Source organism: Natrialba sp. PRR66 (genome assembly GCF_034808065.1).
In the GTDB taxonomy this organism is placed as follows: Archaea; Halobacteriota; Halobacteria; order Halobacteriales; family Natrialbaceae; genus Natrialba; species Natrialba aegyptia.
On the sequence record NZ_JAXHGN010000003.1, the window covers coordinates 119,691 to 140,845 of the forward strand.

Below are 21,155 nucleotides of genomic sequence, written 5' to 3' on the forward strand. Positions count from 1 at the left end.
ACTGACCCCGAATCAACACGCACAGACACATGCCATCCATCGACGACGTAACGAACACCCCGGACGAACTGAGCGACGACGACGCAACCGAACTCTTCGAGGAGGCCGACCTCGTCCAGGACATGATGGGCGAAGTCTGTCCGTACCCGCAAGTCGAGGCCAAGAAGGGCCTCCAGCAGCTCGAGTCGGGCGACCTCCTCGTCCAGGAGACGGACCACGTCCCCTGCACCGAAAACGTCCCCCGAGCCGTCGGCGACGACGCCGACGCGAAGGTGTGGCGAAGCGGCGACGCAACCTATCGGATCTACCTCCGGAAACGGTAATCCACCCTGTACACGACAATGATCGACGAACTCTCCCCCGAAACGGTCCGCGACCGCATCGGCGACGATGGCAATGACGATGACGATGAACTCGACCTGATCGACGTCCGCGAGGACACGGCCTACGACGACGGCCATCTCCCCGGTGCCGAACACGTCACGATCGACGAACTCGAGGAGACGGTCGTCGACCGCGACTGGGCCGACGAGGTCATCGTCTACTGCTACATCGGTAAGACCTCGATCCAGGCCGCTCGACTCATCGACGAGTATGGCGACGCAGAGTCCGTTGCGAGTATGGACGGCGGCTACGAGGCCTGGGAGTCGGCTGCGTCCGAATCCAGCCCCAAGCCGCAATAACAGGGCGACGCACAAGACACAGCAGTTCGGCCAGAAACTATTCGTGGCTACTATCGTGTCTCTGTTCTATGAACCGACGTTCTGTCGTGGCACTCGCTGCAACCGTGCCGTTTGCAGGCTGTACTGGACTCCTCGCCGGCGGTGGCGTCGATACGACGATCGGCGAGGACGAAATCGTCGAGTTCAGCGCCGACGCGGGATCGGAACTGGCAATCACGGTGGAGGTAGAGGAGATTTTTCCGCTCGGTGACGGCGAGAACGGGAGCTCGGATCTCGAACGCGAGGGGATCGGATTTCGACTGGATCACGAAGAAAACGGCATCGTCGACACCCGGACGATCACGGCGGACGAGGAGACGTTCGAGGTGTCGATCGAGGACGGCGGAACGCACGTCGTGATGCTGATCGGCGGCGTCGGGCACGTGACGATCGAGTGAGCAGGGCGGGCGTCAAAATCGGGTGCCGAATCAGGGTGCCGGCGGGTCGCCACCGTAGCAGTCGTGGTCGCCGTAGAAGTTTCGCATCGCGAACTTGAGTTTGTCCGAGCCGATATCGAGCAGGTCCTGTCGTTGTTCGTGCGGAAAGGTGCTGTTGACGCTGTACTTGCCGAGATCCGACTTCGCCTGCTTCGAGTAACGCCGGTCGAGGAGCGCGCGGACGCCGATGTCTTCGGGCGAGCGGATGACCCGGCCGAGCGCCTGTCTGGTCTTGCGGACGGTCGGAATCTCGACCGCGTAGCGCCAGCCGGTCTCGGTACCCTCGAAGGCCGCGTCGTAGGCCTCCTGGACCGCCTCGGCCCGGTCGTCGAGGTGCGGATACGGAACCCCGACGACGAGCACGGTTCGGGCATCCTCGCCGTCGAAGCTCACCCCCTCCGCGAGCGTCCCCCACAGCGAGGTACAGAGGACGGCGTCGTCGTCCGCGATGAACTCTTGTCGAAGATCCTCGACCGCGACGCCCGGTTCATCGAGGTAGACAGTCCTCTCTGACCGGTTTTCGAGTCGTTCGGCGTACCGACTCGCTTCCCCGTAGTTCGGGAAAAAGGCAAGCGTGTTCCCGGGCGTCATGCGAACGGCGTCGTGGATCGTCTCCGTGACATCCGCCTGGACCGCCGGGTCGTCCCGGTCCGAGGAGAAAAGCGGTGGCGTCTCGACGGCGTAGGTCCGGCGGTTGTCCGCGGGAAACTGCAGTCCGTAGGCCATCGTCACCGGCTTCTCCAGCCCCAGCACGTCCTCGGTCACGTCGAACGGCTGCAGCGTTGCACTCATCAGCACGGTCGCAGACACCTCCTCGAACAACTGGCCGGTGACCTGTCGAGGCAGACAGGAGTACAGCTCCGCGCGGCCGTAAATCTCGTCGGTTCCCGCGTCGCGGGTGACGGAGACGACCGGATAGAGACCTTCCTTTGCCCCTTCGTTCATCCACGCGCTGACGAACGCCGCCGCCTGGAGCGTCTGACACTCCGTCCGCGTCGCCGTCTCGCCCTCGCGGTAAGCCTCCTCGTACTCCTCGTCTAACTCCTGGCCAAGTTTCATCGCCGCCTCGAGATCCGCCTCGATCCCCCTCCCCGAGTAGCGCTGCAAGAACTCGAGTGTGAGGTCGTCGCGTCGGCCCTCGTTGGCGATCGGGACGTCCTCCCAGTTCTCGCCGATCCGTTCGCGCGCTCGCGGCCCGCGGCCGCTCGCGGTATCCGCGGCGCGTTGCACCGCGCTCTCGCCGAAGCCCAAGGAGTCCTCGTAGGTTTCGACGAGCGCCCGGTGGAAGGCAGAGAGCGCGTTCACGGCGTCCTCTGCGCGCGAATCGTCCGTCTCCGCGAGTTCATCCAGCGCGGACTCGAACGTGCGTTCGGAGCAGGTCCGGGTGGCGTGCTCGCGGGCGGCATCCTCGACGTTGTGGGCTTCGTCGAAGACGGCGATCACGTCGTCGGGATCGCGGCCGAGCCAGCGGAAGAACTGCTCGCGGATCGTGGCGTCGAGCAGGTGGTGGTAGTTGCAGACGACGAGGTCGACGCCCTCGATGCCCTCCTTCAGGAGTTCGTAGCCGCAAAGCTGGCGCTGCTCTGCGTAGTCGTAAATTTCGTCCGGGGTGCGAACGTCCTCGAAGAGCCAGCCGAAGAATTCCTCGGTGTCTTCGGTCAGGTTGTTCCGGTAGTACTCGCAAACGTTCTGGTCTTCGAGGTCGTCGAGGCGGTCCTCGATGGACTCGAGTTCGTCCATGACGGCGCTGCGGGCGTCGGCCGCGCCGCCGTCGCCGTCCTGGCTCTCTTCGAGGAGTTCGCGCTGGCGGCGTTCGAGTTGCTGTTTGTCCTGTTCGGCGTCGACGAGGGCGCGGGTGTTGTCCCGGAGCGTCTGGCACTCCTCGTAGCCGACATCGATGTGACACATCGAGCCTTTGCCCTTGAAGACGACGGCGCGGATCGACTCCTCGCGGGTGATCGCGCGGGCTTCCGCGACGAACTGGCGCATCTGCTGGTGGACGTTCGTCGTGATGACGACGGTCTTGTCCTGTTCGCGGGCGACCTCGAGAGCGGGGACCAGCGAGGAGAGGGTTTTGCCGGTCCCGCAGGCGCCCTCAAAGAGTACGTTTTGCCCGCGCGTGAGCGCGTTGTGGATGCGGTCCATCGCCTCGCGCTGGTTCTCGTACGGCTGATCGTACGGGAAAAAGCGCATGTACCCGGCTGTCTCGGACACGATAGGTGATTGGTTCCCGCTCCGATAAAAGGATTCGTCTCGATTAGCCGGTCACAGCATCGATCTCCGCTGGCCGACAGTCACCCCAACGGATATATCAGCTCCGTTGCGAATGAGTCGGATGCTACAGTATGAACGATGTCGTCCGCACCCTCGAGGAGTACGAGTCCGACGCCGACGCCTACGTTCAAAAGTACCGTTCCGAGTCGGTCGCTGCTGAATACGGGGGCCCGTTCTTTGACGCGCTGGCTGGGGACGGAAACCGACTGCTGGATATCGGCTGTGGACCGGGTTCGGACATCTCGGCGTTTGAATCCGCCGGCTACAATGCGATCGGACTCGATCTGACGCCGGCGTTCCTGCGAGCGGCGCGCGACCGGGAGCCAACAGCGTCGTTCGTGTGGGGCGACATGCGTCGGTTGCCCTTCACCGATGCATCCTTCGACGGTGTCTGGAGTTCTGCGTCTTTTCTCCATATCCCCCGGTCTGATGCGGCAGCGACCCTGCAAGAGTTCCATCGCGTGCTCCGCCCCGGCGGCGTCGTTTTCTGTGCAGTCAAGCGCGCTCCGACGATGCCTGGCGAGGGGGACGAGAGGCACTTCGAGTACTATCGGTCGGGAGAGATTCGCTCGCTCGTTCACGACGCCGGCTTCAAGCCGCTGACTGTCGAAACCGAGGCGAACTGGGTCTGGGTGGTTGCCACTATCGAAGCGGACGGTAGAGAGTCGGAAGACAGTCCTGGCGGCAGTTTGCGTGCATAAGTCCCAATTCAGGCTTCGGGTTCGATGTAGACGCGCTGGATCTGGTCGTCGTGCTCTTTCAGCGCCCGTTCGATGGCGGTGATCCGCTCGTCGATCGTCGCCGCATCGAGTTCGGATTCGAACGCGACATCTGCGGTGACGAGTAATTCCTCTGCGCCGAAGTAGACGGTGCGGAAGTCGACGAGTTCGGTGACGCCGTCCCAGTCGGCGACGATGGCGCGGAGTTCGTTTTCGGCGGGGGCGGGTAAGCTCTCGCCGAGGAGGAGGCGCTTGTTCTGCCAGGCCAGAGCGATGGCGAATCCCATGAGCAGGATGCCGATAACGAGCGCAGCGCCGGCGTCGTAGATCGGGTTCTCGTACGTTCGAGAGAGGTAGACGCCGAGGAGGGCGATGCCGGCACCGGCGAGCGCGATGGCGTCCTCGGTGAGTGCGGTCAGCGTCGTCACGTCGCTGGTCTTTCGGAACGCCTCGCGGAACGACTCCCAGCCGTACTCGTCCATCTGGGCGGTAATTCCCTGGTAGGCCTTCCAGAACGCGTAGGATTCGAAGGCGATGGCTCCGAGCAACACCGCGTAGTTGACGTAGATCGGATCGAACGTCGCGCCGAGCAGCGTCACCGGCTCGTTCGCCCGGTGGACTTCGCCGGCTTGCAGTGCGCTGTAGCCGTGTGTCGCGCTCTCCCAGCCGGCGATGCCAAACAGCATGACGCTCACGAGGAAGCTGTAGAAGAACTGGGCCTTGCCGTGGCCGAACGGGTGACTTCGCGTGGGCTCCTGTGCGCCGTAGCGGATACCGATCAGCAGGAAGACCTGATTGCCCGTATCCGAGATCGAGTGATAGGTCTCCGAAAGCATCGCGGGGCTGCCGGTGAGCACGAAGCCGCCGAATTTGAGAACTGCGATCGCAGCGTTTGCAAACAGCGCAGCGATGACGACGGCGGTACTGGTGGCCATTGGGTTCACTATCGAGACAGGTTCCTAAAGAAGTATGCCGGACGCGGGCAGGGTCGCGGCTGCTGAGTGCCCATCCTCGATGCGGGACCGACGACATCGGCAGTAACAACACTACCACCATCACCACACCGAAACCCATGCCACGGACGGCGGTCGTAGACGAAGCCATGACCGACACCAACACCGACTTCGACTCCGACCCATCGGCGACGACGATTACCGTCCTCTCTGACACCCACAGCGCCGACGGACACGAACTCGACGGCGACGTGCTGCGTGCGGTCCGAAACGCGGATGTCGTTATTCACGCGGGCGATTTCACGAGTTCAGCGGCGCTCGATGCGTTGCAGGATGAGTGTGCGGTCCTGTTTGCAGTCCACGGCAACGCGGACAGCGCAGCGGTTCGCGACCGGTTGCCGACGGCCCGCGTTGTTGAGGCGGGTGGCGTTCGCTTCGCGGTTACGCACCGCCGCGACGGCGGCGAGACTGGATTAGCGATGTTCGGCCGCTCGCGGGACGCCGATGTCGTCGTCTCGGGACACACCCACCGCCCGACGGTCGTTCGGACGGACGATTGTCTCCTGTTGAATCCCGGTAGTTACGCCCAGACGCGCGGGAATCGGCCGGGGTACGCCGTTCTCGAAACGGCGGATGACGACAGTGACAGCGACGCGGACGAACCCACGCTCACCGGCGAGATCCGCGAGCCGACCGGTGAACTCGTCGAGTCGTTCGTCGTCTGAAGACATGAGTCGACTGCCGCAGGAGCGGGCAGTCGAAGCGGCGAAAGGTGGAGGAGAGACGAGGACGCCAGCGGGTGGCGAACAGCGGAGACGGCTGCGGTGGGTGGGCGGCGAGCGGGAGGGGAGAGGATGATCGGGGGTGATCGGATTGGGGGATTGGGGGTGATCAGGGCATGGCGATGGTGGATGGGGGGGGGATGTGGGGGGATGTGGGGGGATGCTACCTGACAGCCCTCGAGTTCACCGGCCGATTCCCACCGCGGTGGGCCGGTTATCGAGGCGCATTTTGACCAACGGTGGCAAACACATTATAGTCAGCGCAAGGTGAAAAATCAGTTTTAGTCTCCGTCGGGTCGCTCACTCGAGGTCCCACCAGTCGGCGTAGTAGTCGGTGATTTCGGCGAGCGTTCCGGCTGCGGAGTCGAAATCCTCGTCGAGCCACGGGAACGGATCGGCAACTGCTGACTCGAGATCGAGCGCGCCCTCGAGCGTACCGAGCATGGCGTACCCGAGGTGGCTCGGGTGGTAGCCGCCTTCCTGCAGGACGACGAGTCGCCCGTCGGCGGTGCGCGCCGCGAGTTCGCGAGCGCGCCTGCCGAGCGATTCGAAGCCGGCTTTCGTCACGACGTTGCGCCCGAGCGGATCGACGACGCCGGGGTCGCCGCCCGCGCTGACGACGAGCAGGTCGGGGTCGTACTGGTCGAGGACGGGGGTGACGAGCCGATCCATCGTCGCACGGTATCCCTCGTCGCCGGTTCCGGGCGGCAGCGGGACGTTCAGGTTGTAGCCTTCGCCCGGGCCGACGCCGTGTTCGTCCACGGTGCCGCGCTGCGGATGGGCATCGGGATTCCACGAGTCGTGGTCGTTGTGAACGCTGATCGTCAAAACGTCCGCGCGGTCGTAGAAAATCTCCTGCGTGCCGTTGCCGTGGTGAACGTCCCAGTCGAGGACGGCGACCCGGTCGACGGTCGCGTCGGCGAGCACCTGTTCGACCGCGACGGCGGCGTTGTTGAAGAAGCAGAACCCGTCCACCTGCGCCGGCTGGGCGTGGTGGCCGCTCGGCCGAACGCAGGCGTAGGGCACGGTTTCTAGCCCGTGTTCGAGGGCGTGCTCGGCGGCGGCCGCCGCTGCCCCCGCGGCGTGGCGGGCCGCCCGGGCGGTCGCTTCGTTCGCGCCGGTCCCGCCGGTGATCCGTCCGCCGCCGGCGGCACAGAACGCTTCGATCGAATCGACGTGAGCCGGCTCGTGGACGCGATGGAGCTGGCCGTCCGTCGCGCGCGGTGCCGATTTCCACTCGATCTCGTCGCCGAACTCGTGGCGCAGAATGTGGCGAACGTTCCGTACGCGCTCGGGCCGGTCCGGGTGGGGTTGTTTTACTGCGAGACGACCGCTCCACTCGGCTTCCCCCTCGCCGGCGGGCGGTTCGTGCGCGAGGAAACTGTCGTGCCAGAAGGCGGTTCCAGAGACCATAGAGACCCCAGGAATCTCGATCGTGGTATATGTGTGCATTGCGGAAGGTCGAATCGATCCGTCAGACGGGTCGCGAACGATCCGCCGCCCTGAATTGACTCCAGATTGATAGAAAGATATATTATTGGCCGCTACAAGACATCCTAGAACCGGAAGAGTGTTTCCGGGATTCGATGACCGATACCCACTCGCCACACGCCACGTCGACGGACGAACTACTCGCACAGGCGTACGATCAGTACCAGAAACGGACATCGAGTTCGGAAGCGATGGCCGACGAACTACGGGAGATCGTTCCCGCCGGCGTCTGTAGCACATTCCGGGCGTACGAGCCGTATCCCGTCCACGCACAGTGGGCAGAAGGAACGTCCATCATCGACGTCGACGGCAACGAATACCTCGATTTCGCGTTGAACAACGGCACCCAACTCGTCGGGCACACCCACCCGACGCTCTCTGCGGCTGTGAAAGAGCAAATCGACGACGGAACGCTCTACACGCGGCCGAGCGACCTCCTCGAGTTCGCGGCGCAGCCGCTGATCGACCGCTGGGAGACGATCGAGCAGGTGCGGTTTACGAACAGTGGCACCGAGTCGGTGATGCACGCGATGCGCCTGGCGCGGGCGGCGACCGGCCGTGAGAAGATCATTCGGATGGAAGGAGCCTACCACGGCGCGCACGATCCGGCGCTCGTGAGCAAGATGCCGCCGGTCGACCGCGCCGGGCCGGCGGTCGATCCGACGCCGGTCAAAGAATCGCAGGGAATCCCCGAATCGGTGCCGGAGAATATCCTGCTCGGGCAGTACAACGACGCTGACAGCGTCGAGCGGCTGCTTCGCGCACACGAGGGCGAGGTCGCCGGCATCCTCGTCGAACCGGCCTGTTTCAATCTCGGCGTCGTCGAACCGGAAGGTGGTTTCCTCCAACGGCTGCGCGAACTCGCCGACGAGTTCGACGCGGTGTTGATCTTCGACGAGGTCAAAACCGGCGTCAAACTCGCGCCCGGCGGCGGAGCCGAGTACTACGGCGTCCAGCCGGATCTGGTCGCGCTCGCCAAGGCGATCGGCGGCGGCTACCCGGTCGGTGCCTTCGGCGGCCGGCGCGAGTTCATGTCCCAGATCGCGGCGGACCTGGACGAGGGCGTCGCCACCGGTGCCGCCCATTACGGTACGTACAACGGCAACCCGCTCTCGCTCCGGGCGGTCGGGGTTACGCTGCGAGAAATCCTGACCGACGACGCCTACGATCACGTGACCGAACTCGCCGACCGACTCGCCGCGGGCTATCGCGACGTCATCGACGATGCCGGTCTCGAGGGCCACGTCGTGACCGCGGGCTCGCAGGGCATGGTGTACTTCACCGACGAGCGGATTCGGACGTTCCGCGACTGGGAGCACGTCGACGAGGAGTTCCACGAGGCCTACTGGTTCGGCATGCTCAATCGCGGCGTCATCCCGCACCCGCACGACGCTTCCCAGCAGTGGACGATCAGCGTCCAGCACACGGGGGACGACATCGACGCCCACGTCGACGCCTTCGCGGATCTCGCCACGCATTTATCCGCCGCACAGCAGTAGTCAGGCATGACGAGCGATCCGGACCGGCGGACGTACGACATTCTTCGCCTGCTCGACGCACACGAGCCGATCGGAAGCGTCCACCTCACCGAGCACCTCCGAGAGCGAGGCTACTCGCTCACCGAACGAACGGTTCGGCTCACGCTCGCCGACCTCGACGAAGACGGCCTGACCGAGAAGGTCGGCGGGAAGGGACGGCGACTGACCGCGGCCGGCCGCGCCGAACTCGAGCGCGGCGGCGTGAGCGGCCGGGTCGAACAGGTCCGCGAACGGCTCGCCGATCTGACGAGTCGCGTCACCTACGATCCGCTCGCGGACGAGGGGGCCGTCGTCGTCGGCACCGTCACCGTTCCCGCAACGGCGCACGAGCAGGTCGACGATCTTCTCACCGCGATCGACGACTCGCCGCTCGGACCCGTCGTCGCGTCCCTCGAGTTCAGCGAGCGCAACGGAGCCGAATACATTGAAATCGCGACGCCCTCGAGCGTGACGATCGACGGCGTCTTGCTCGCGGAGGGGATCGACAGCGACCTCGATACGACCGGCGTCGTCGAGTATCACCCCGATCCGGAGACGGTGCCCTACGAGGACCCCGATCCGACGGCACACGGCGGGGCGATTCGACGGTTTACCGACGTAATCGGGAACGAGCGCGCGACGGTCGACATGGTATCGTTGCTGATCGAGGCCCGACGGACATCGGTCGGGGCCGCACTCGAAGGTGAGGCCGGCCTGCTGGTCGCCGACAACCGCGAGTTCCCGCTCGCACATTACGATCGCGCGCACGAACTCGCGGCGGCGACCCGCGACCGCCTGGGCGGCGTCATCGACGCTCGCCGGCCCCGCGAACCGGGACCGTTCCCGTGGGACGAACCGGGCTGGGCGTTCGCCTCGCTCACCTGCGTCGGCGCGTCCGAATGCCTCATCGCTCGCTGCGTGGAAGCCGACCTGGCGACCGAATGGACGACGCTTGCCCGCGTCCAGTCGCGAGCTGAACTCGACGAGTGGTCGTGACCCATCGGAATCGAACTCGAAACCGCCGTTCTACGTTTCAAAGTAGCCAGAGATTACATTCGTATAGCTCCAGAATCTGTCTTTCGGAAGTTCATAACTACGGTAATCTCATTCAATCGCTCTCCCGACGAAAGAATACTGGTACGTCATACCGTGCTGTGGGAACACTTATGTAGGGATAGCCTGGATACTGTGGGTAGGTGGCAATAGTATGCCAGCACAAGACACGAACGGGCGGCGGGAGTTCCTTCGCACGAGCGCGGCGGTGGGAGGCGTCGCAGCTCTCGGTGGGCTTGCCGGTTGTACAGGGATGCTCGATAGCGGCGACGATACGCTGACGGTTGCAGTCTACGGCGGCGTGTTTCAGGAGGTCATGGACGAAGAGCTGTTCCCGGCCTTCTCGGACGAACACGATATCGAGGTCGAGTCCGAGGCGCAGCCGACCTCCGAAGAGGCGCTGACGCAGTACGAAAACGCCGTCAGCGCCGGACAGGCACCGGTCGACGTCGCCATCATGGCACAGACCGGGGTGCTGAAGGGGCTAAACTCCAATCTGTGGCACCTCTGGAGTGAAGACGACTTCGAGAATCTGGAGTACATCAGCGACGATCTCGTTATGGAGGCCGACGACGGAATCCCGGCTATCGGCGCGCTCTCGTGGTACATCAACCTCGTCCAGAACACGGACGTCATCGAGGACCCGGTCGATAGCTGGGAGGCGCTGTGGGACGATCAGTACGAGAATACGCTCGGCCTGCTCGGCTACGCGTCGAACTCGTTCCTGCTCGACATCACCGCGGAACTGCGGTTCGACGACCCCGAGATCCTGCAGGACCGCGACGGCGTCGAAGAGGTGTTTCAGGAACTGCAAGGCGTTACCAGCCAGGCGAACATGTGGTACGAGAACGAGGCGGACTTCCAGCAGCGACTCATTGATGGCGAGGTGCCCGCTGGAATGCTCTACAGTGACATCACGCTCGTCTTGCAGGACGAGGGCGAACCCGTCCAGTCGAACTTCGTCGAAGAGGGTTCCGTACTGGACTCCGGGCTCTGGGTCACCCTCGAGAGCACCGATCTGTCGGAGGAAGCCCGGCAGTTCATCGACTACGCGAGCCAGCCCGCGGTTCAGGACCGACTCGCCGAAAACCTCTATACGAGTCCGACGATCGACCGCGAACACTCCGAAATCGACGACGAACTCTACGAACAGATCGCCGGCCCGGGTCCCGACGAAGCGATCACGCCGAACTACGACCTTTACGTCGAGGAGGAGGACTGGGTCAATCAGCGCTGGGAAGAGTTCATCATCAACTAATCGGTATGAGTGGAATTTCACTCGCGGGCGTGACAAAGCGGTATCCGGGCGGCGTCCTCGCGGTCAAGGGTGTCGACATCGACATCGAGAGCGGCGAGTTCGTGACGCTCGTCGGGCCCTCCGGCTGCGGGAAGACGACGACGCTTCGGACGATCGCGGGCTTCGAAACGCCGACGGACGGCAGCATTCGAATCGACGGCGAGAACGTGACCGATGCGCCGCCGTACGAGCGCGACACGGGGATGGTCTTCCAGGACTTCGCGCTGTTTCCGCACATGACCATCCACGAGAACATCGCCTACGGGATGGAGGCGGCGGGCGAGTACACCGACGAGGAGATCGACGCGCGCGTCGAGGAGATGCTCGAACTCGTCGAGTTGCCCGGCGTCGGCGACCGAACGCCGGATCAGCTGTCGGGCGGGCAACAACAGCGAATCGCTCTGGCGCGGGCGCTCGCCCCGCGGCCGAAGGCGCTGCTGTTAGACGAGCCGCTGGCGAGCCTGGACAAACAACTGCGCGAGCAGATGCAGGTCGAACTCCGCCGTATCCAACAGGAGATCGGCATCACGACCGTCTTCGTCACGCACAACCAGGAAGAGGCGCTGACGATGTCGGACCGGCTGGCCGTCATGAACGACGGGAAATTCGAACAGGTCGGCCCGCCGGAGGACGTGTACAACGACCCCGATTCCCGATTCGTCGCGGACTTCCTCGGAACGGCGAACATCTTCGACGGCTCGGTAACGGCGATAGAAGACGGCTACGCGACCGTCGACTGCGCCGACGTGACGGTGCAGGCGACGGCCCAGAACGACGTTTCGACCGACGACGACGTCTCGGTCATCGTGCGCCCTGAGCGGCTCCGGTTCGCCGCGGCGTCCGAATCGAGCGCGGACGGGGATGCGGCCGCAAACGCCACCGCCAACGCGAGCGCGAGTTCGAGTACGAACCCGAGCGCCGACGGCGGCACGCAGCCCGCACCCGAAACCGTCTTCGAGGGCGAGATCACCTTCAAACGCCACCTGGGCAGCAGCGTCGAGTTCCGCGTCGAAACCGACGCCGGTCGCGAACTCGTCGTCGTGCGACGGAGCGGGCTGGACGAACGAGGCCCCGGGGACCGGGTGACGGTGTCCATCGGAGCCGCTGACTGCCGTCTCGTGGAGGAATAGATGACGAATCGTACAGACACTTCCTCCGATACCGAAACTGGAACCGGAGCTGCGACCACCACCGACGCAGCGACTACTGCGAGCGATACAGAGGCATCCACCGCAGCGCCGTCCAGTTCGGGCGAATCCGGCCGTGCAGGCCTGAAATCGCGGGCGAAGTGGTACGTACTGTCGTATCCGCTGTTCTGGCTGGTCGCCGTCTTCTTCGTCCCGCTGTGTATGCTGGTCGTCTTCAGCTTCTGGGAGAACGTTCCGGGCGGGCAATACCAGATCGGGTTCACGCTCGAGAACTACGCCCGATTCCTTGACGTCGGCTTCACGTCGACGTGGCCGTTCGTCGAACCCAACCTGTACCTCGGGCAGCTCTGGCTGACGATCGAACTCGCGCTCGTCACGGCCGGGTTCTCGCTCGTGCTCGGCTATCCGATGGCGTACTATCTCGCGCGGATGGATCGTCCGTGGCTGCGGAGCCTGCTGCTCATTACGATCATCTCCTCGCTGTGGGTGACGTACGTCATCCGAGCCTACGCCTGGCAAGTCATCCTGGCTTCGGGGGGTGTCCTGAGTTCGGCCGGCGTCGCGCTCGGACTCCTCGACGAACCGCAGTCGTTCTACCCGGGCTACTGGGGGTTGGTCGTCGGCATGGTCTACGTCTTCCTGCCGTTCATGATCCTCACCCTCTACAGCAGCCTGCGGAACCTCGACGGCGAACTGCTCGAGGCGTCGAAGAACCTCGGCGCAGGGCCGGCAAAGACGTTCCGGCGAGTGACGCTGCCGCTGTCGAAAAACGGCGTCATGAGCGGTACTGCGCTCGTCTTTATCTTGGCGCTCGGCTCGTACGTCCTGCCGCGGCTCCTCGGCAGTTCCGCCCAGCGAACGCTGCCGGTGCTGATCGAGCAACAGGTCATGAGCGAGAGCAACTATCCGTTCGGCGCGGCGATGAGCATCGGGCTCATCGTCGTCGTGCTGGTGTTCCTCTGGGTACTTATCCGCGTGACGAACGTGACGACGGCGAGCCTGGGCGGCACCGAAGAGATAGCAACGGACGGCGGGTCGCAGCCTGCACGGTCGTCCGCCCCTGGACCGTTAACCCGGTTCCGGAGCGGACTCGGAACCGCGGCGACGACGGTCGGACTGACCGCCGCAGGGAACCGGCTTGGGTCCGCACTCGACTCGCTTGTCACGCGAATCGACGCGAACACGCGCGAATCCATTATCTGGGTGGCGTTCCGGACGTACGTCGCAGCGGTGATGGTGTACATTGCCCTCCCGCTCGCGATCATCATCGCGGTCTCGTTCACGCCCGAAGAGTTCCTCACGTTCCCGCCGGGCGGGTTCTCCCTGCAGTGGTACGCCGAGTTCTTCGGGACCGAGGCGTGGCGAACCGCGCTGCTCAACAGTCTCACGATCGCCGGGGCCGCCGCGCTACTGAGCACGACGATCGGCGGCGGACTCGCGTTCGCGCTCGATCGATTCGACTACGGATGGGGGACGATCTACGGGACGCTCGGCGTGTTACCCATTCTGCTTCCCCCGGTCATCATCGGGGTCGCGTTCCTCGTGTTCTTCCTCGAACTCGGGCTCGCCGGCACGCATCTGGGTATCATCATCGCCCACGGGATCTTCTATGCGCCGTTCCCGTTCATCCTGGTTTCGCAGGGCTTAGACGAGATCGACCGCACCTACGAGGAAGCCGCGATGAACCTCGGCGCGTCCTCGCTCCGGACGATCCGGACGATCACGTACCCGCTGATTCGGGCGAACGTGATCTCGGGTGCGCTGTTCGCGTTCATCCTCTCGCTGAACGAGTACATCATCACGTGGCTGCTGTCGCTGACCCTCGTGGAAACGATCCCGATCGAAATCTTCAGCCAACTTCGGTACTCCTATCCGCCGACCATCGCGGCCGCCAGCGTGGTCTTCATCATCCTCACGGTCGTCGTGATGACGGCTATTGACAGGCTCTCCGGAGGGATCTGGGAGTGACGGCGGAACCGAGTTCGGGAGCGGGAGCAAAAACGGACGCAGATGTGAAGGCGGCGGACGCGACTGCACCCCCCGCCACCGACGCCCGAATCGTCACCGTCCAACTCACCCCCGAGTTCGGTGCCGTCGACCGCAATCGCAACCGCACAGTTGAACTCGTCCGCGAGCACGCCGACGCCGACCTGATCGTCTTCCCCGAACTCGTAACCTCGGGGTACGTCTTCGAGTCGAAAACGGAGGTCGCGTCGATGGCGGAACCGCGCGACGGCGAGACGGCCCGAGCGTGGAGCGACGTCGCCGCCGACACCGACACCTGGATCGTCGGCGGCGTGCCGGAAGCCGACGGAGACGCGTACTACAACAGCGCGTTCGTCGTCTCGCCGTCCGGCGTCGAGGCCGTGTACCGGAAAGTCCACCGCTGGAACGCGGAACACCGCTGGTTCGACCCCGGAACCGACCTCGCGGTCGTCGACACGCCGTTTGGCCGCCTCGGCGTCCAGATCTGTAACGACCTCTGGTTTCCGGAGCTCACGATCGCACAGGCCCGCGCCGGCGTCGATCTCGTCGCCGTGCCGACCAACTGGGTCCCGGGGACGCCGGACGACGCTCCGACTCGGCCCGGCGGCTGGACCGTCGGCGTCCACCAGGCACTCGCCCACGCGAACTCGAATCGCGTCTTTATGGCGTGTGCGGACCGCGCCGGCACCGAACGCGGCGTCACCTTCGAAGGACAGAGCGTTATTCTCGACCCGGACGGGGTTCCTCTCGCGGGACCGGCACCGACGACCGGCGAGCACGAACTCAGCGCCGAGTGCAGGCTCGAACGAGCGCGGGAGAAGAACCTGACGGCCTACGACGACGTGCTTGCGTCTCGACGGCCGGCGATTTACGAGACGGGACAGCGAGACGAACAGGGAACGGGCGCGAACACCGAGTAACGCGACGCGAGTTCAGCCGTCGCGCTGGTCGAGCGGGCGTGGTTGGTTGCCACCGGAATTCATCCTCATTCTCGCCGAATTGTCGTCGCGAACTGCGACGCCAGTCTTAATCGTCGAGCGCCGCCGTCGGCGCAACCGCCGCGACCGGTTCGAACGAGTTCCGTTCGACCGTGCCGTACAGCGTGTCCCACTCGTCGGTCAGGCCGGCTTCGCTGAGCGCCGCGAGCACGAGTTCGCCGACGCCGACGTAGGTGAGCGAGCCGAACGCCCAGGCCGAACTGCCGTTCGGTAGTTTGTCCTGTTCACGCGGGCGGCGAAAGTCGAGGACGCCGCCGATCGCGTCTCGACTCGCGACCGCGAGATCGCGGGCTTCCTCGTACCGGTTGATCGGGAACTGTCGGCCGTCGCCGACGAGAAGCCCGGGTCCCTCGCTTTCGAGCAGGCACAATACGTCGCTGCGCCCGGCCTCGATCAGCAGCGAAATTACGTCGATCGACGACCCCTCGCCGTTGATCACGTCGACGTAGCGCGTGATCCGACCGCCGCTCTGGAGTTGTCGGTCGCCGTCGCCGAACTCGGCGTCGACGGGGACGGGTTCGTACTCAAGGATGCCCGCGGTCGTGAGGTCGGCGTTAACGCCGTGGGCGAGCAAGACGCCGTCGAGCGTGATGCTGGAAGGGACGAGCAACCGCGTCTCGCCGGGTTCGCCGGGTGCGCTGTCCTCGAGAGCGACGGGAATCGGACCGAGCGGGAGCGATTCGAGGCGGGAAACGAGTTCGAGTGCGTCGTCGATGGCGTCGGACTCGAGGGAGGCGGCCGAGGCGACGAGTGCGCCGGTATCCTCGATGGGATCGTAGCTCACGCGACTCGTGAGCGCGGCGATTCGGGCGCGGATCTGTTCGAGGCGGCTGCTCACGTCGCCCTGTTCGAGTTCGTCGCGGCCGCGCTGGGTCAGTCGGCGACCCTGGCCGGGGACCTTTTCGGTGAGTCCGAGGTCGTCGAGATCGGAGAGCGTGAGCCGGATCGTGCGGTCTTTGATGTCGTAGCCGTGGAGCTGCATCAACTCGACGAGCTGGATGCTGCCGATCGGGCCGTGGCGATCGACGAGTCGGAGGAGATCGTACGTTCGTCTGTCGAGTTCCGGTGGCATTCACAGAGACAGTGGGCGAGGGTGACCACCAAGGTTTGGGTTACTAGGTTGGGCGATGGCGTAACCTTATTGTCCCTGTCGCGAAACGGATAGGGTGGCAACTACTTGCCGGGATGTGAAATTATGACACCCAAACTGTCGCGGACGCAGCTGCGAGCGACCGGCCAGCAGACGGCGGCCGAGCGCGCTGGCAGGAACGCGATCGAGACGCATGAAACGGGGGCTGACCGATGACGGATTACAATCCCGCAGCGGCCTTTCGGGAGTCGGTCGACGGTGCCGGCGTCGAGCTGGCCTACGCCGGACTGGGGACGTTTCTCAAGGGAGACGCGCGGAACATCGACGACGTGACGGACGTCGACGCGGCAGTTCTCGGCGTCCCCTACGACGGGGCGGTCTCGAACCGGCCCGGGACCCGGTACGGCCCGACGGCGATTCGACGGGCCAGCGGCTGGTGGGCGTATCTCTCGGACTACAAGGGCGGATTAACGAACATGCAGACCGGCAAGCAGGTGAACTTCGACGACCTCACCGTCGCGGACTGCGGTGACGTGCCGGTCTTCCCGATGGACAGCGAGACGACGGCCGAGAGCATCACCGCGCACATGGCGACGGTCGCGTCCCAGACGTTTCCGGTCATGCTCGGCGGCGATCACTACTGTACGTTCCCCGCGGTTCGGGGCTTCGCCGAGGGGCGGGACTACGACAACGTCGGGTTCGTCCAGATCGACGCACACACCGATACGACCTCGGAGAGTCCCGTCTTCGGAACCGACTTCCACGGCTCGAGTACGGCCCTGATCGCCGACTCCGAGTACGTCGACTACGAGAACGTCAGCCAGGTCGGCATCCGTGGCTACGAGTCACCCGAGTTCTTCGAGTTCGCCGAGGAGACCGGACTCGATCTCTACACGATGCGCGACATCGAGGACCAGGGTATCACGTCGGTCATCGCGGACGCGGTCGCGTCGGCGGCCGAGGGAACCGACGCGGTGTACGTCTCCTTCGACATCGACGGCGTCGACCCGAGCGTCGCGCCGGGAACTGGCACGCCGGTTCCGGGTGGGCTGACGGCCCACCAGGCGCTCAAGACGATGGAAGTACTCGGTGCGACCGACGCGGTCAGCGCCGTCGATATGATGGAGGTCGCACCCCGGTACGACACCGACGAGGGCACCCAGAAACTCGCCGCGTACCTGCTGGTCACGCTGCTCGAACGCCAGTTCGCGGAGTGAGACGATGGAACGAGACCCACCCGCCGAAACGACTGAAACGGCCGACGCGGTCGGCAGCGCCCGAACGGCGGGCGTCGCCGAGTCCGTGATCCGCGAGATGACCAGAGAGGCGATCGACCGCGGCGCAATCAACCTCTCGCAGGGCATCCCCGACGAGGACGAGACGCCCCCCGAAATCAAGGCCGCCGCCCAGGAGGCCATCGAAACCGACAGCCAGTACACCATCACCTGGGGCCTGCCCGAACTCCGCGAGGCCGTCGCCGAGCGCTACGCCGAGTGGAAGGGCATCTCGTACGACCCCGAAACCGAGGTCACGATCACCAGCGGCACCAGCGAGGCCCTCATGTCGACCATGCTCGCACTCGCCGGCCCGGGCGACGAAGTCGTCTACTTCGAACCCGTCTACGAGAGCTACATTCCGGCGAGCCAGTTCGCCGGCGCGACCGCGGTCCCGATCGACATCACCGACGACCTTACCATCGACATCGACGAACTCGCCGCGGCCGCCACGGACGCCCGCATCCTCGTGCTCAATACCCCGATGAATCCCACCGGGAAGGTGTTTTCGCGCGAGGAACTCGAGCGCATCGAGAAAATCGTCTTCGAGCACGACCTCATCGTCCTCACCGACGAGATCTACGAGCACATCGTCTACGCGGACGACTACGTCAGCCCCGTCGAAGTCGGCGACCTCGCCGACCGAACCGTCGTCTGTACCGGCATGTCGAAGACGTTCAGCGTCACCGGCTGGCGCGTCGGCTTCTGTCTCGCGCCCGAGTACCTCTCGAAAGAACTCCGGAAGATCCACGACTACACGAGTATCTGCGCGCCAACGCCGTTCCAGCGCGCCGGCGTCGAGGCGCTGTCGCTTCCCGACTCCTACTACACTGAACTCGCCGACTCCTACGAGCGGCGTCGCGACCTGCTCTACGAGGGCCTGCAGGAAGCGGGACTCGACCCCGTCAAACCCGACGGCGCGTACTACATCCTGACGCGATACCCGACCGACGAGGACGACATCGAGTTCTGTTATCGACTGATCCGGGAGGCCGGCGTCGCCGCCGTGCCGGGGAGTAGCTTCTACACCGACGCCGAGGAGGCGTCCGACTGGATTCGGTTTACGTTCTCGCGAAACGAGGCGACGATTCGGGAGGCGATCGACCGATTGGTCGAAAACCGCTGGTGGTAGTCGCCGATCCCGAATTCGAGCCGATCCACGTCGAAACGATTTTGCGCACTGACACTGTATCCGGCGCGTATGCTCGAGTTCATCCCCGACGACCCGGTCATCATCGCGATCGTCGTGATCTTGTTATCGCTGATTCTCTTCTCGTACCTGCTGCTCCGGCGGACAGTACTCGAGTTCCGTGACGGAATGCGGTAAGTAAAAGCAAACGGACGACGGCAGTGATCGGCGGTGGCTCAGAACGCGTCGTCGATTCGCTCGAGTACTGCGTCGATATCGGACCGCGAGACGTCTCTGTGCGTACAGAACCGGATCGTCGTTGGGCCGAACGCTGTGGCCAGCACGTTTCGTTCTTCGAGTCGATTGAGGACACCCTCCGTTTCGAGCCCAGTGCCCGCGATGTCTGCGAGCACGATGTTCGTTTCCGGTTCCTGCACGTCGAAGCCGTCGACAGCCGTAAGTCCCTCCGCGAGCACGCGCGCGTGCTTGTGATCCCGTTCGAGGCCGTCGACGTTCTCCAGCGCACGGAGCGCCGGAGCGGCGATGATTCCGGCCTGGCGCATGCCGCCGCCGAACAGTTTTCGAGTGCGGCGAGCGTCCTCGACGAACGACTCGGGGCCGGCGACCATGGACCCGACGGGTGCGCCGAGGCCCTTCGAGAGCGAGATCATGACGGTATCGACAGGATCGATAATCTCGGTTACGGGGACATCGAGCGCCGTCGCGGCGTTGAACACGCGCGCGCCGTCGAGGTGCACCGGAACGTCGCGGTCGTGGGCCGCCTCGGCCGCCGCGGCGATCTTTGACGGGTCGATCGCAAGTCCGCCGCGCGCGTTGTGGGTGTTCTCGAGACAGAGCAGGCCGGTCCCCGGGCGGTGGAGTTCCTCCTCAACGAACCCGGCGTCGACCTGCTCGGGCGTCGGTGCGCCGCGGTCGGTGTCGAGCATGCGTACCTGCAGGCCGGAGAGATCGGCGAGACCGCCGAGTTCGTATTTGACGACGTGGCTCTTGCGGTCCGCCAGGACTTCCTGGCCGCGCTCGGTGTGCACTCTGACGGCGACCTGGTTCGCCATCGTCCCGGAGGGGAAATAAAGCGCCGACTCGGTGCCGAGTCGGTCGGCGACGGTCGTTTCGAGTTCGGCGACGGTGGGGTCCTCGCGGTAGACGTCGTCGCCGACGGCGGCCGACTGAGCGGCATCGCGCATGCGATCGTCGGGTGTCGTTACGGTATCCGAGCGAAGATCGATCATGGCGGAGATAGCCCGTTGCCGAAGAAATACCCTGTCATGTCCCGTGTGCGGTCGAATCACTGTCACACGGCAGCTAGATGTCACAATCTACGACAGCGAAGGGTTCAACTACGCATCATTTGTTGTGAGCGTATGGACCCCGCATCTCGCTCCAGTTCGACCGACGGTGATTCGTACTCCGCAACGGCCGAAGGGGCGGAGACGAGTCGGTTCAGGGCGGACGGCGGTCGCGATCCGAGCGGCCCCCCGTCGTCGGTACCGAGTTCACCATCAGCGTCCGCATCGTCCCCATCCCGATCGGCATCCCCTTTCTGGCACCACGTCTCGCGCGTTCTCGATCGGTTCGGCGACCTCCTCGCGTTCGCGCTCGTTCCGCTCTGTCTCTCGCTCGCTGAACTCGGCAAGCTCAGACGGGCGATGGAGCCGACCAACGGGGTTACCATCTCGGCGACGTTCGTCCTGCCGGAGCCGTTGCTCGAACTCTGGTCGTTCGTCGATGCACCCGATCCGGGGATGACGGGCGCATCGAGTTCACTTGAGTCGGCGACTGGCGCGGCCGGCTCGTCGGCTCCGGACATCGCGCCCAACTACACGACGGGGACCGACGATGCCATCTGAATCGACTCGAACCGGGGCGAACAGACGGGAGGACGAGACTGAACTCGAAACCGGCCCTAAAGAGAGAGCCGCAGTCGAAACCGAACCAAACGACGATCAGCGCACGACGCGGCGATCAACCCGACGCGCACGTGAAAGCGGGCGCAGCCAGCCGCCCGCAGACGCCCAATCGCGAACCGATGGTGGCCGCCGTGGCCACCAGCTCGTCTCGGTGCTCCGGCTTGTCTCGCTAGCGCTGCTCATCGTCGGGTTCAGCGGCTGGCTATTCGACGAGCGGACGCACACACTCGATTCGCCGTTTACCCTCTCGTTCGCCGCGGGAATCGTCTGCGCGCTGACCGCGATCTACCTCGGCATTTTCCTGGCAGACGGCGACGCAGGTCGATAAGTGGGACCGGGGAAGGCTTTCGATTCGAA

At 64.7% G+C, this 21,155-nt stretch carries 21 protein-coding genes; 16 read left to right on the forward strand and 5 right to left on the reverse strand.

Annotated elements, in window-relative coordinates; genetic code table 11:
* Positions 1-29: 29 nt before the first annotated feature.
* From SM755_RS11045 to SM755_RS11055, 3 genes are all read left to right on the forward strand, one after another.
* Positions 30-323, forward strand: coding sequence for a sulfurtransferase TusA family protein (locus SM755_RS11045; protein WP_006665352.1), 294 nt, complete (start codon positions 30-32; stop codon positions 321-323).
* Between the two features lie 18 nt (positions 324-341).
* Positions 342-683, forward strand: a complete 342-nt coding sequence (locus tag SM755_RS11050; RefSeq protein ID WP_323172706.1) for a rhodanese-like domain-containing protein — start codon at positions 342-344, stop codon at positions 681-683.
* Between the two features lie 68 nt (positions 684-751).
* Complete coding sequence (locus SM755_RS11055; RefSeq protein ID WP_323172707.1) at positions 752-1,120, forward strand: hypothetical protein; 369 nt, start codon at positions 752-754, stop codon at positions 1,118-1,120.
* A gap of 30 nt (positions 1,121-1,150) precedes the next feature.
* Here the strand turns inward: SM755_RS11055 and SM755_RS11060 are convergent, their stop codons facing one another.
* Positions 1,151-3,352 (reverse strand): ATP-dependent DNA helicase, encoded by a 2,202-nt coding sequence (locus SM755_RS11060; RefSeq protein ID WP_323173220.1) that lies wholly within the window; start codon positions 3,350-3,352, stop codon positions 1,151-1,153.
* A 152-nt stretch (positions 3,353-3,504) separates the two neighbouring features.
* On the opposite strand from SM755_RS11060, the gene SM755_RS11065 reads away from it, so the two are divergent.
* Complete coding sequence (locus SM755_RS11065; RefSeq protein ID WP_323172708.1) at positions 3,505-4,134, forward strand: class I SAM-dependent methyltransferase; 630 nt, start codon at positions 3,505-3,507, stop codon at positions 4,132-4,134.
* Between the two features lie 8 nt (positions 4,135-4,142).
* Here SM755_RS11065 and SM755_RS11070 read toward each other — a convergent pair whose 3' ends face one another.
* Complete coding sequence (locus SM755_RS11070; RefSeq protein ID WP_323172709.1) at positions 4,143-5,087, reverse strand: cation diffusion facilitator family transporter; 945 nt, start codon at positions 5,085-5,087, stop codon at positions 4,143-4,145.
* Between the two features lie 167 nt (positions 5,088-5,254).
* Here SM755_RS11070 and SM755_RS11075 point away from each other — a divergent pair, with 167 nt between their 5' ends.
* Positions 5,255-5,830: a metallophosphoesterase gene (locus SM755_RS11075; RefSeq protein ID WP_323172710.1), complete on the forward strand. Its 576-nt coding sequence runs from the start codon at positions 5,255-5,257 to the stop codon at positions 5,828-5,830.
* Between the two features lie 357 nt (positions 5,831-6,187).
* On the opposite strand, the gene SM755_RS11080 is transcribed toward SM755_RS11075, so the two are convergent.
* Entirely contained in the window at positions 6,188-7,300 is a 1,113-nt protein-coding gene (locus SM755_RS11080; protein WP_323172711.1) for a class II histone deacetylase, read from the reverse strand.
* A gap of 173 nt (positions 7,301-7,473) precedes the next feature.
* Between SM755_RS11080 and SM755_RS11085 the strand changes: the two genes are divergently transcribed.
* The 6 genes from SM755_RS11085 (at position 7,474) to SM755_RS11110 (ending at position 15,299) form a co-directional block, all read left to right on the forward strand.
* On the forward strand, positions 7,474-8,877 hold the full coding sequence (locus SM755_RS11085) for an aspartate aminotransferase family protein (RefSeq protein ID WP_323172712.1): 1,404 nt from the start codon (positions 7,474-7,476) through the stop codon (positions 8,875-8,877).
* Positions 8,878-8,883: 6 nt separating this feature from the next.
* Entirely contained in the window at positions 8,884-9,891 is a 1,008-nt protein-coding gene (locus tag SM755_RS11090) for an NrpR regulatory domain-containing protein (protein ID WP_323172713.1), read from the forward strand.
* A gap of 211 nt (positions 9,892-10,102) precedes the next feature.
* Positions 10,103-11,206 (forward strand): substrate-binding domain-containing protein, encoded by a 1,104-nt coding sequence (locus tag SM755_RS11095; RefSeq protein WP_323172714.1) that lies wholly within the window; start codon positions 10,103-10,105, stop codon positions 11,204-11,206.
* Between the two features lie 5 nt (positions 11,207-11,211).
* Positions 11,212-12,375, forward strand: a complete 1,164-nt coding sequence (locus SM755_RS11100; RefSeq protein ID WP_323172715.1) for an ABC transporter ATP-binding protein — start codon at positions 11,212-11,214, stop codon at positions 12,373-12,375.
* Complete coding sequence (locus tag SM755_RS11105) at positions 12,376-14,361, forward strand: ABC transporter permease subunit (protein ID WP_323172716.1); 1,986 nt, start codon at positions 12,376-12,378, stop codon at positions 14,359-14,361.
* Complete coding sequence (locus SM755_RS11110; RefSeq protein WP_323172717.1) at positions 14,358-15,299, forward strand: nitrilase family protein; 942 nt, start codon at positions 14,358-14,360, stop codon at positions 15,297-15,299. Before SM755_RS11105 ends, SM755_RS11110 begins: the two co-directional genes overlap by 4 nt.
* A 106-nt stretch (positions 15,300-15,405) precedes the next feature.
* Here SM755_RS11110 and SM755_RS11115 read toward each other — a convergent pair whose 3' ends face one another.
* Positions 15,406-16,449 carry an NrpR regulatory domain-containing protein gene (locus SM755_RS11115; RefSeq protein ID WP_323172718.1) on the reverse strand — a complete coding sequence of 348 codons (1,044 nt, stop codon included), beginning with the start codon at positions 16,447-16,449 and terminating at the stop codon, positions 15,406-15,408.
* 230 nt (positions 16,450-16,679) lie between these two features.
* Between SM755_RS11115 and speB the strand changes: the two genes are divergently transcribed.
* The 3 genes from speB to SM755_RS11130 all read left to right on the forward strand — a co-directional run bounded on the left by speB (position 16,680) and on the right by SM755_RS11130 (position 19,068).
* Entirely contained in the window at positions 16,680-17,684 is a 1,005-nt protein-coding gene (speB, locus tag SM755_RS11120) for an agmatinase (protein ID WP_323172719.1), read from the forward strand.
* Between the two features lie 4 nt (positions 17,685-17,688).
* A complete protein-coding gene (locus SM755_RS11125; RefSeq protein ID WP_323172720.1) occupies positions 17,689-18,873 on the forward strand; it encodes a pyridoxal phosphate-dependent aminotransferase in 1,185 nt (394 codons plus the stop codon).
* Between the two features lie 69 nt (positions 18,874-18,942).
* Positions 18,943-19,068 (forward strand): hypothetical protein, encoded by a 126-nt coding sequence (locus SM755_RS11130; RefSeq protein WP_006110933.1) that lies wholly within the window; start codon positions 18,943-18,945, stop codon positions 19,066-19,068.
* A 38-nt stretch (positions 19,069-19,106) separates the two neighbouring features.
* On the opposite strand, the gene SM755_RS11135 is transcribed toward SM755_RS11130, so the two are convergent.
* Positions 19,107-20,120, reverse strand: a complete 1,014-nt coding sequence (locus SM755_RS11135; RefSeq protein WP_323172721.1) for a GntG family PLP-dependent aldolase — start codon at positions 20,118-20,120, stop codon at positions 19,107-19,109.
* Between the two features lie 132 nt (positions 20,121-20,252).
* Here SM755_RS11135 and SM755_RS11140 point away from each other — a divergent pair, with 132 nt between their 5' ends.
* Complete coding sequence (locus tag SM755_RS11140; RefSeq protein WP_323172722.1) at positions 20,253-20,738, forward strand: hypothetical protein; 486 nt, start codon at positions 20,253-20,255, stop codon at positions 20,736-20,738.
* The gene (locus SM755_RS11145) at positions 20,728-21,126 is read left to right on the forward strand and encodes a hypothetical protein (protein WP_323172723.1); all 399 of its coding nucleotides are present in this window, start codon (positions 20,728-20,730) and stop codon (positions 21,124-21,126) included. Before SM755_RS11140 ends, SM755_RS11145 begins: the two co-directional genes overlap by 11 nt.
* The last annotated feature ends 29 nt before the right edge of the window (positions 21,127-21,155 follow it).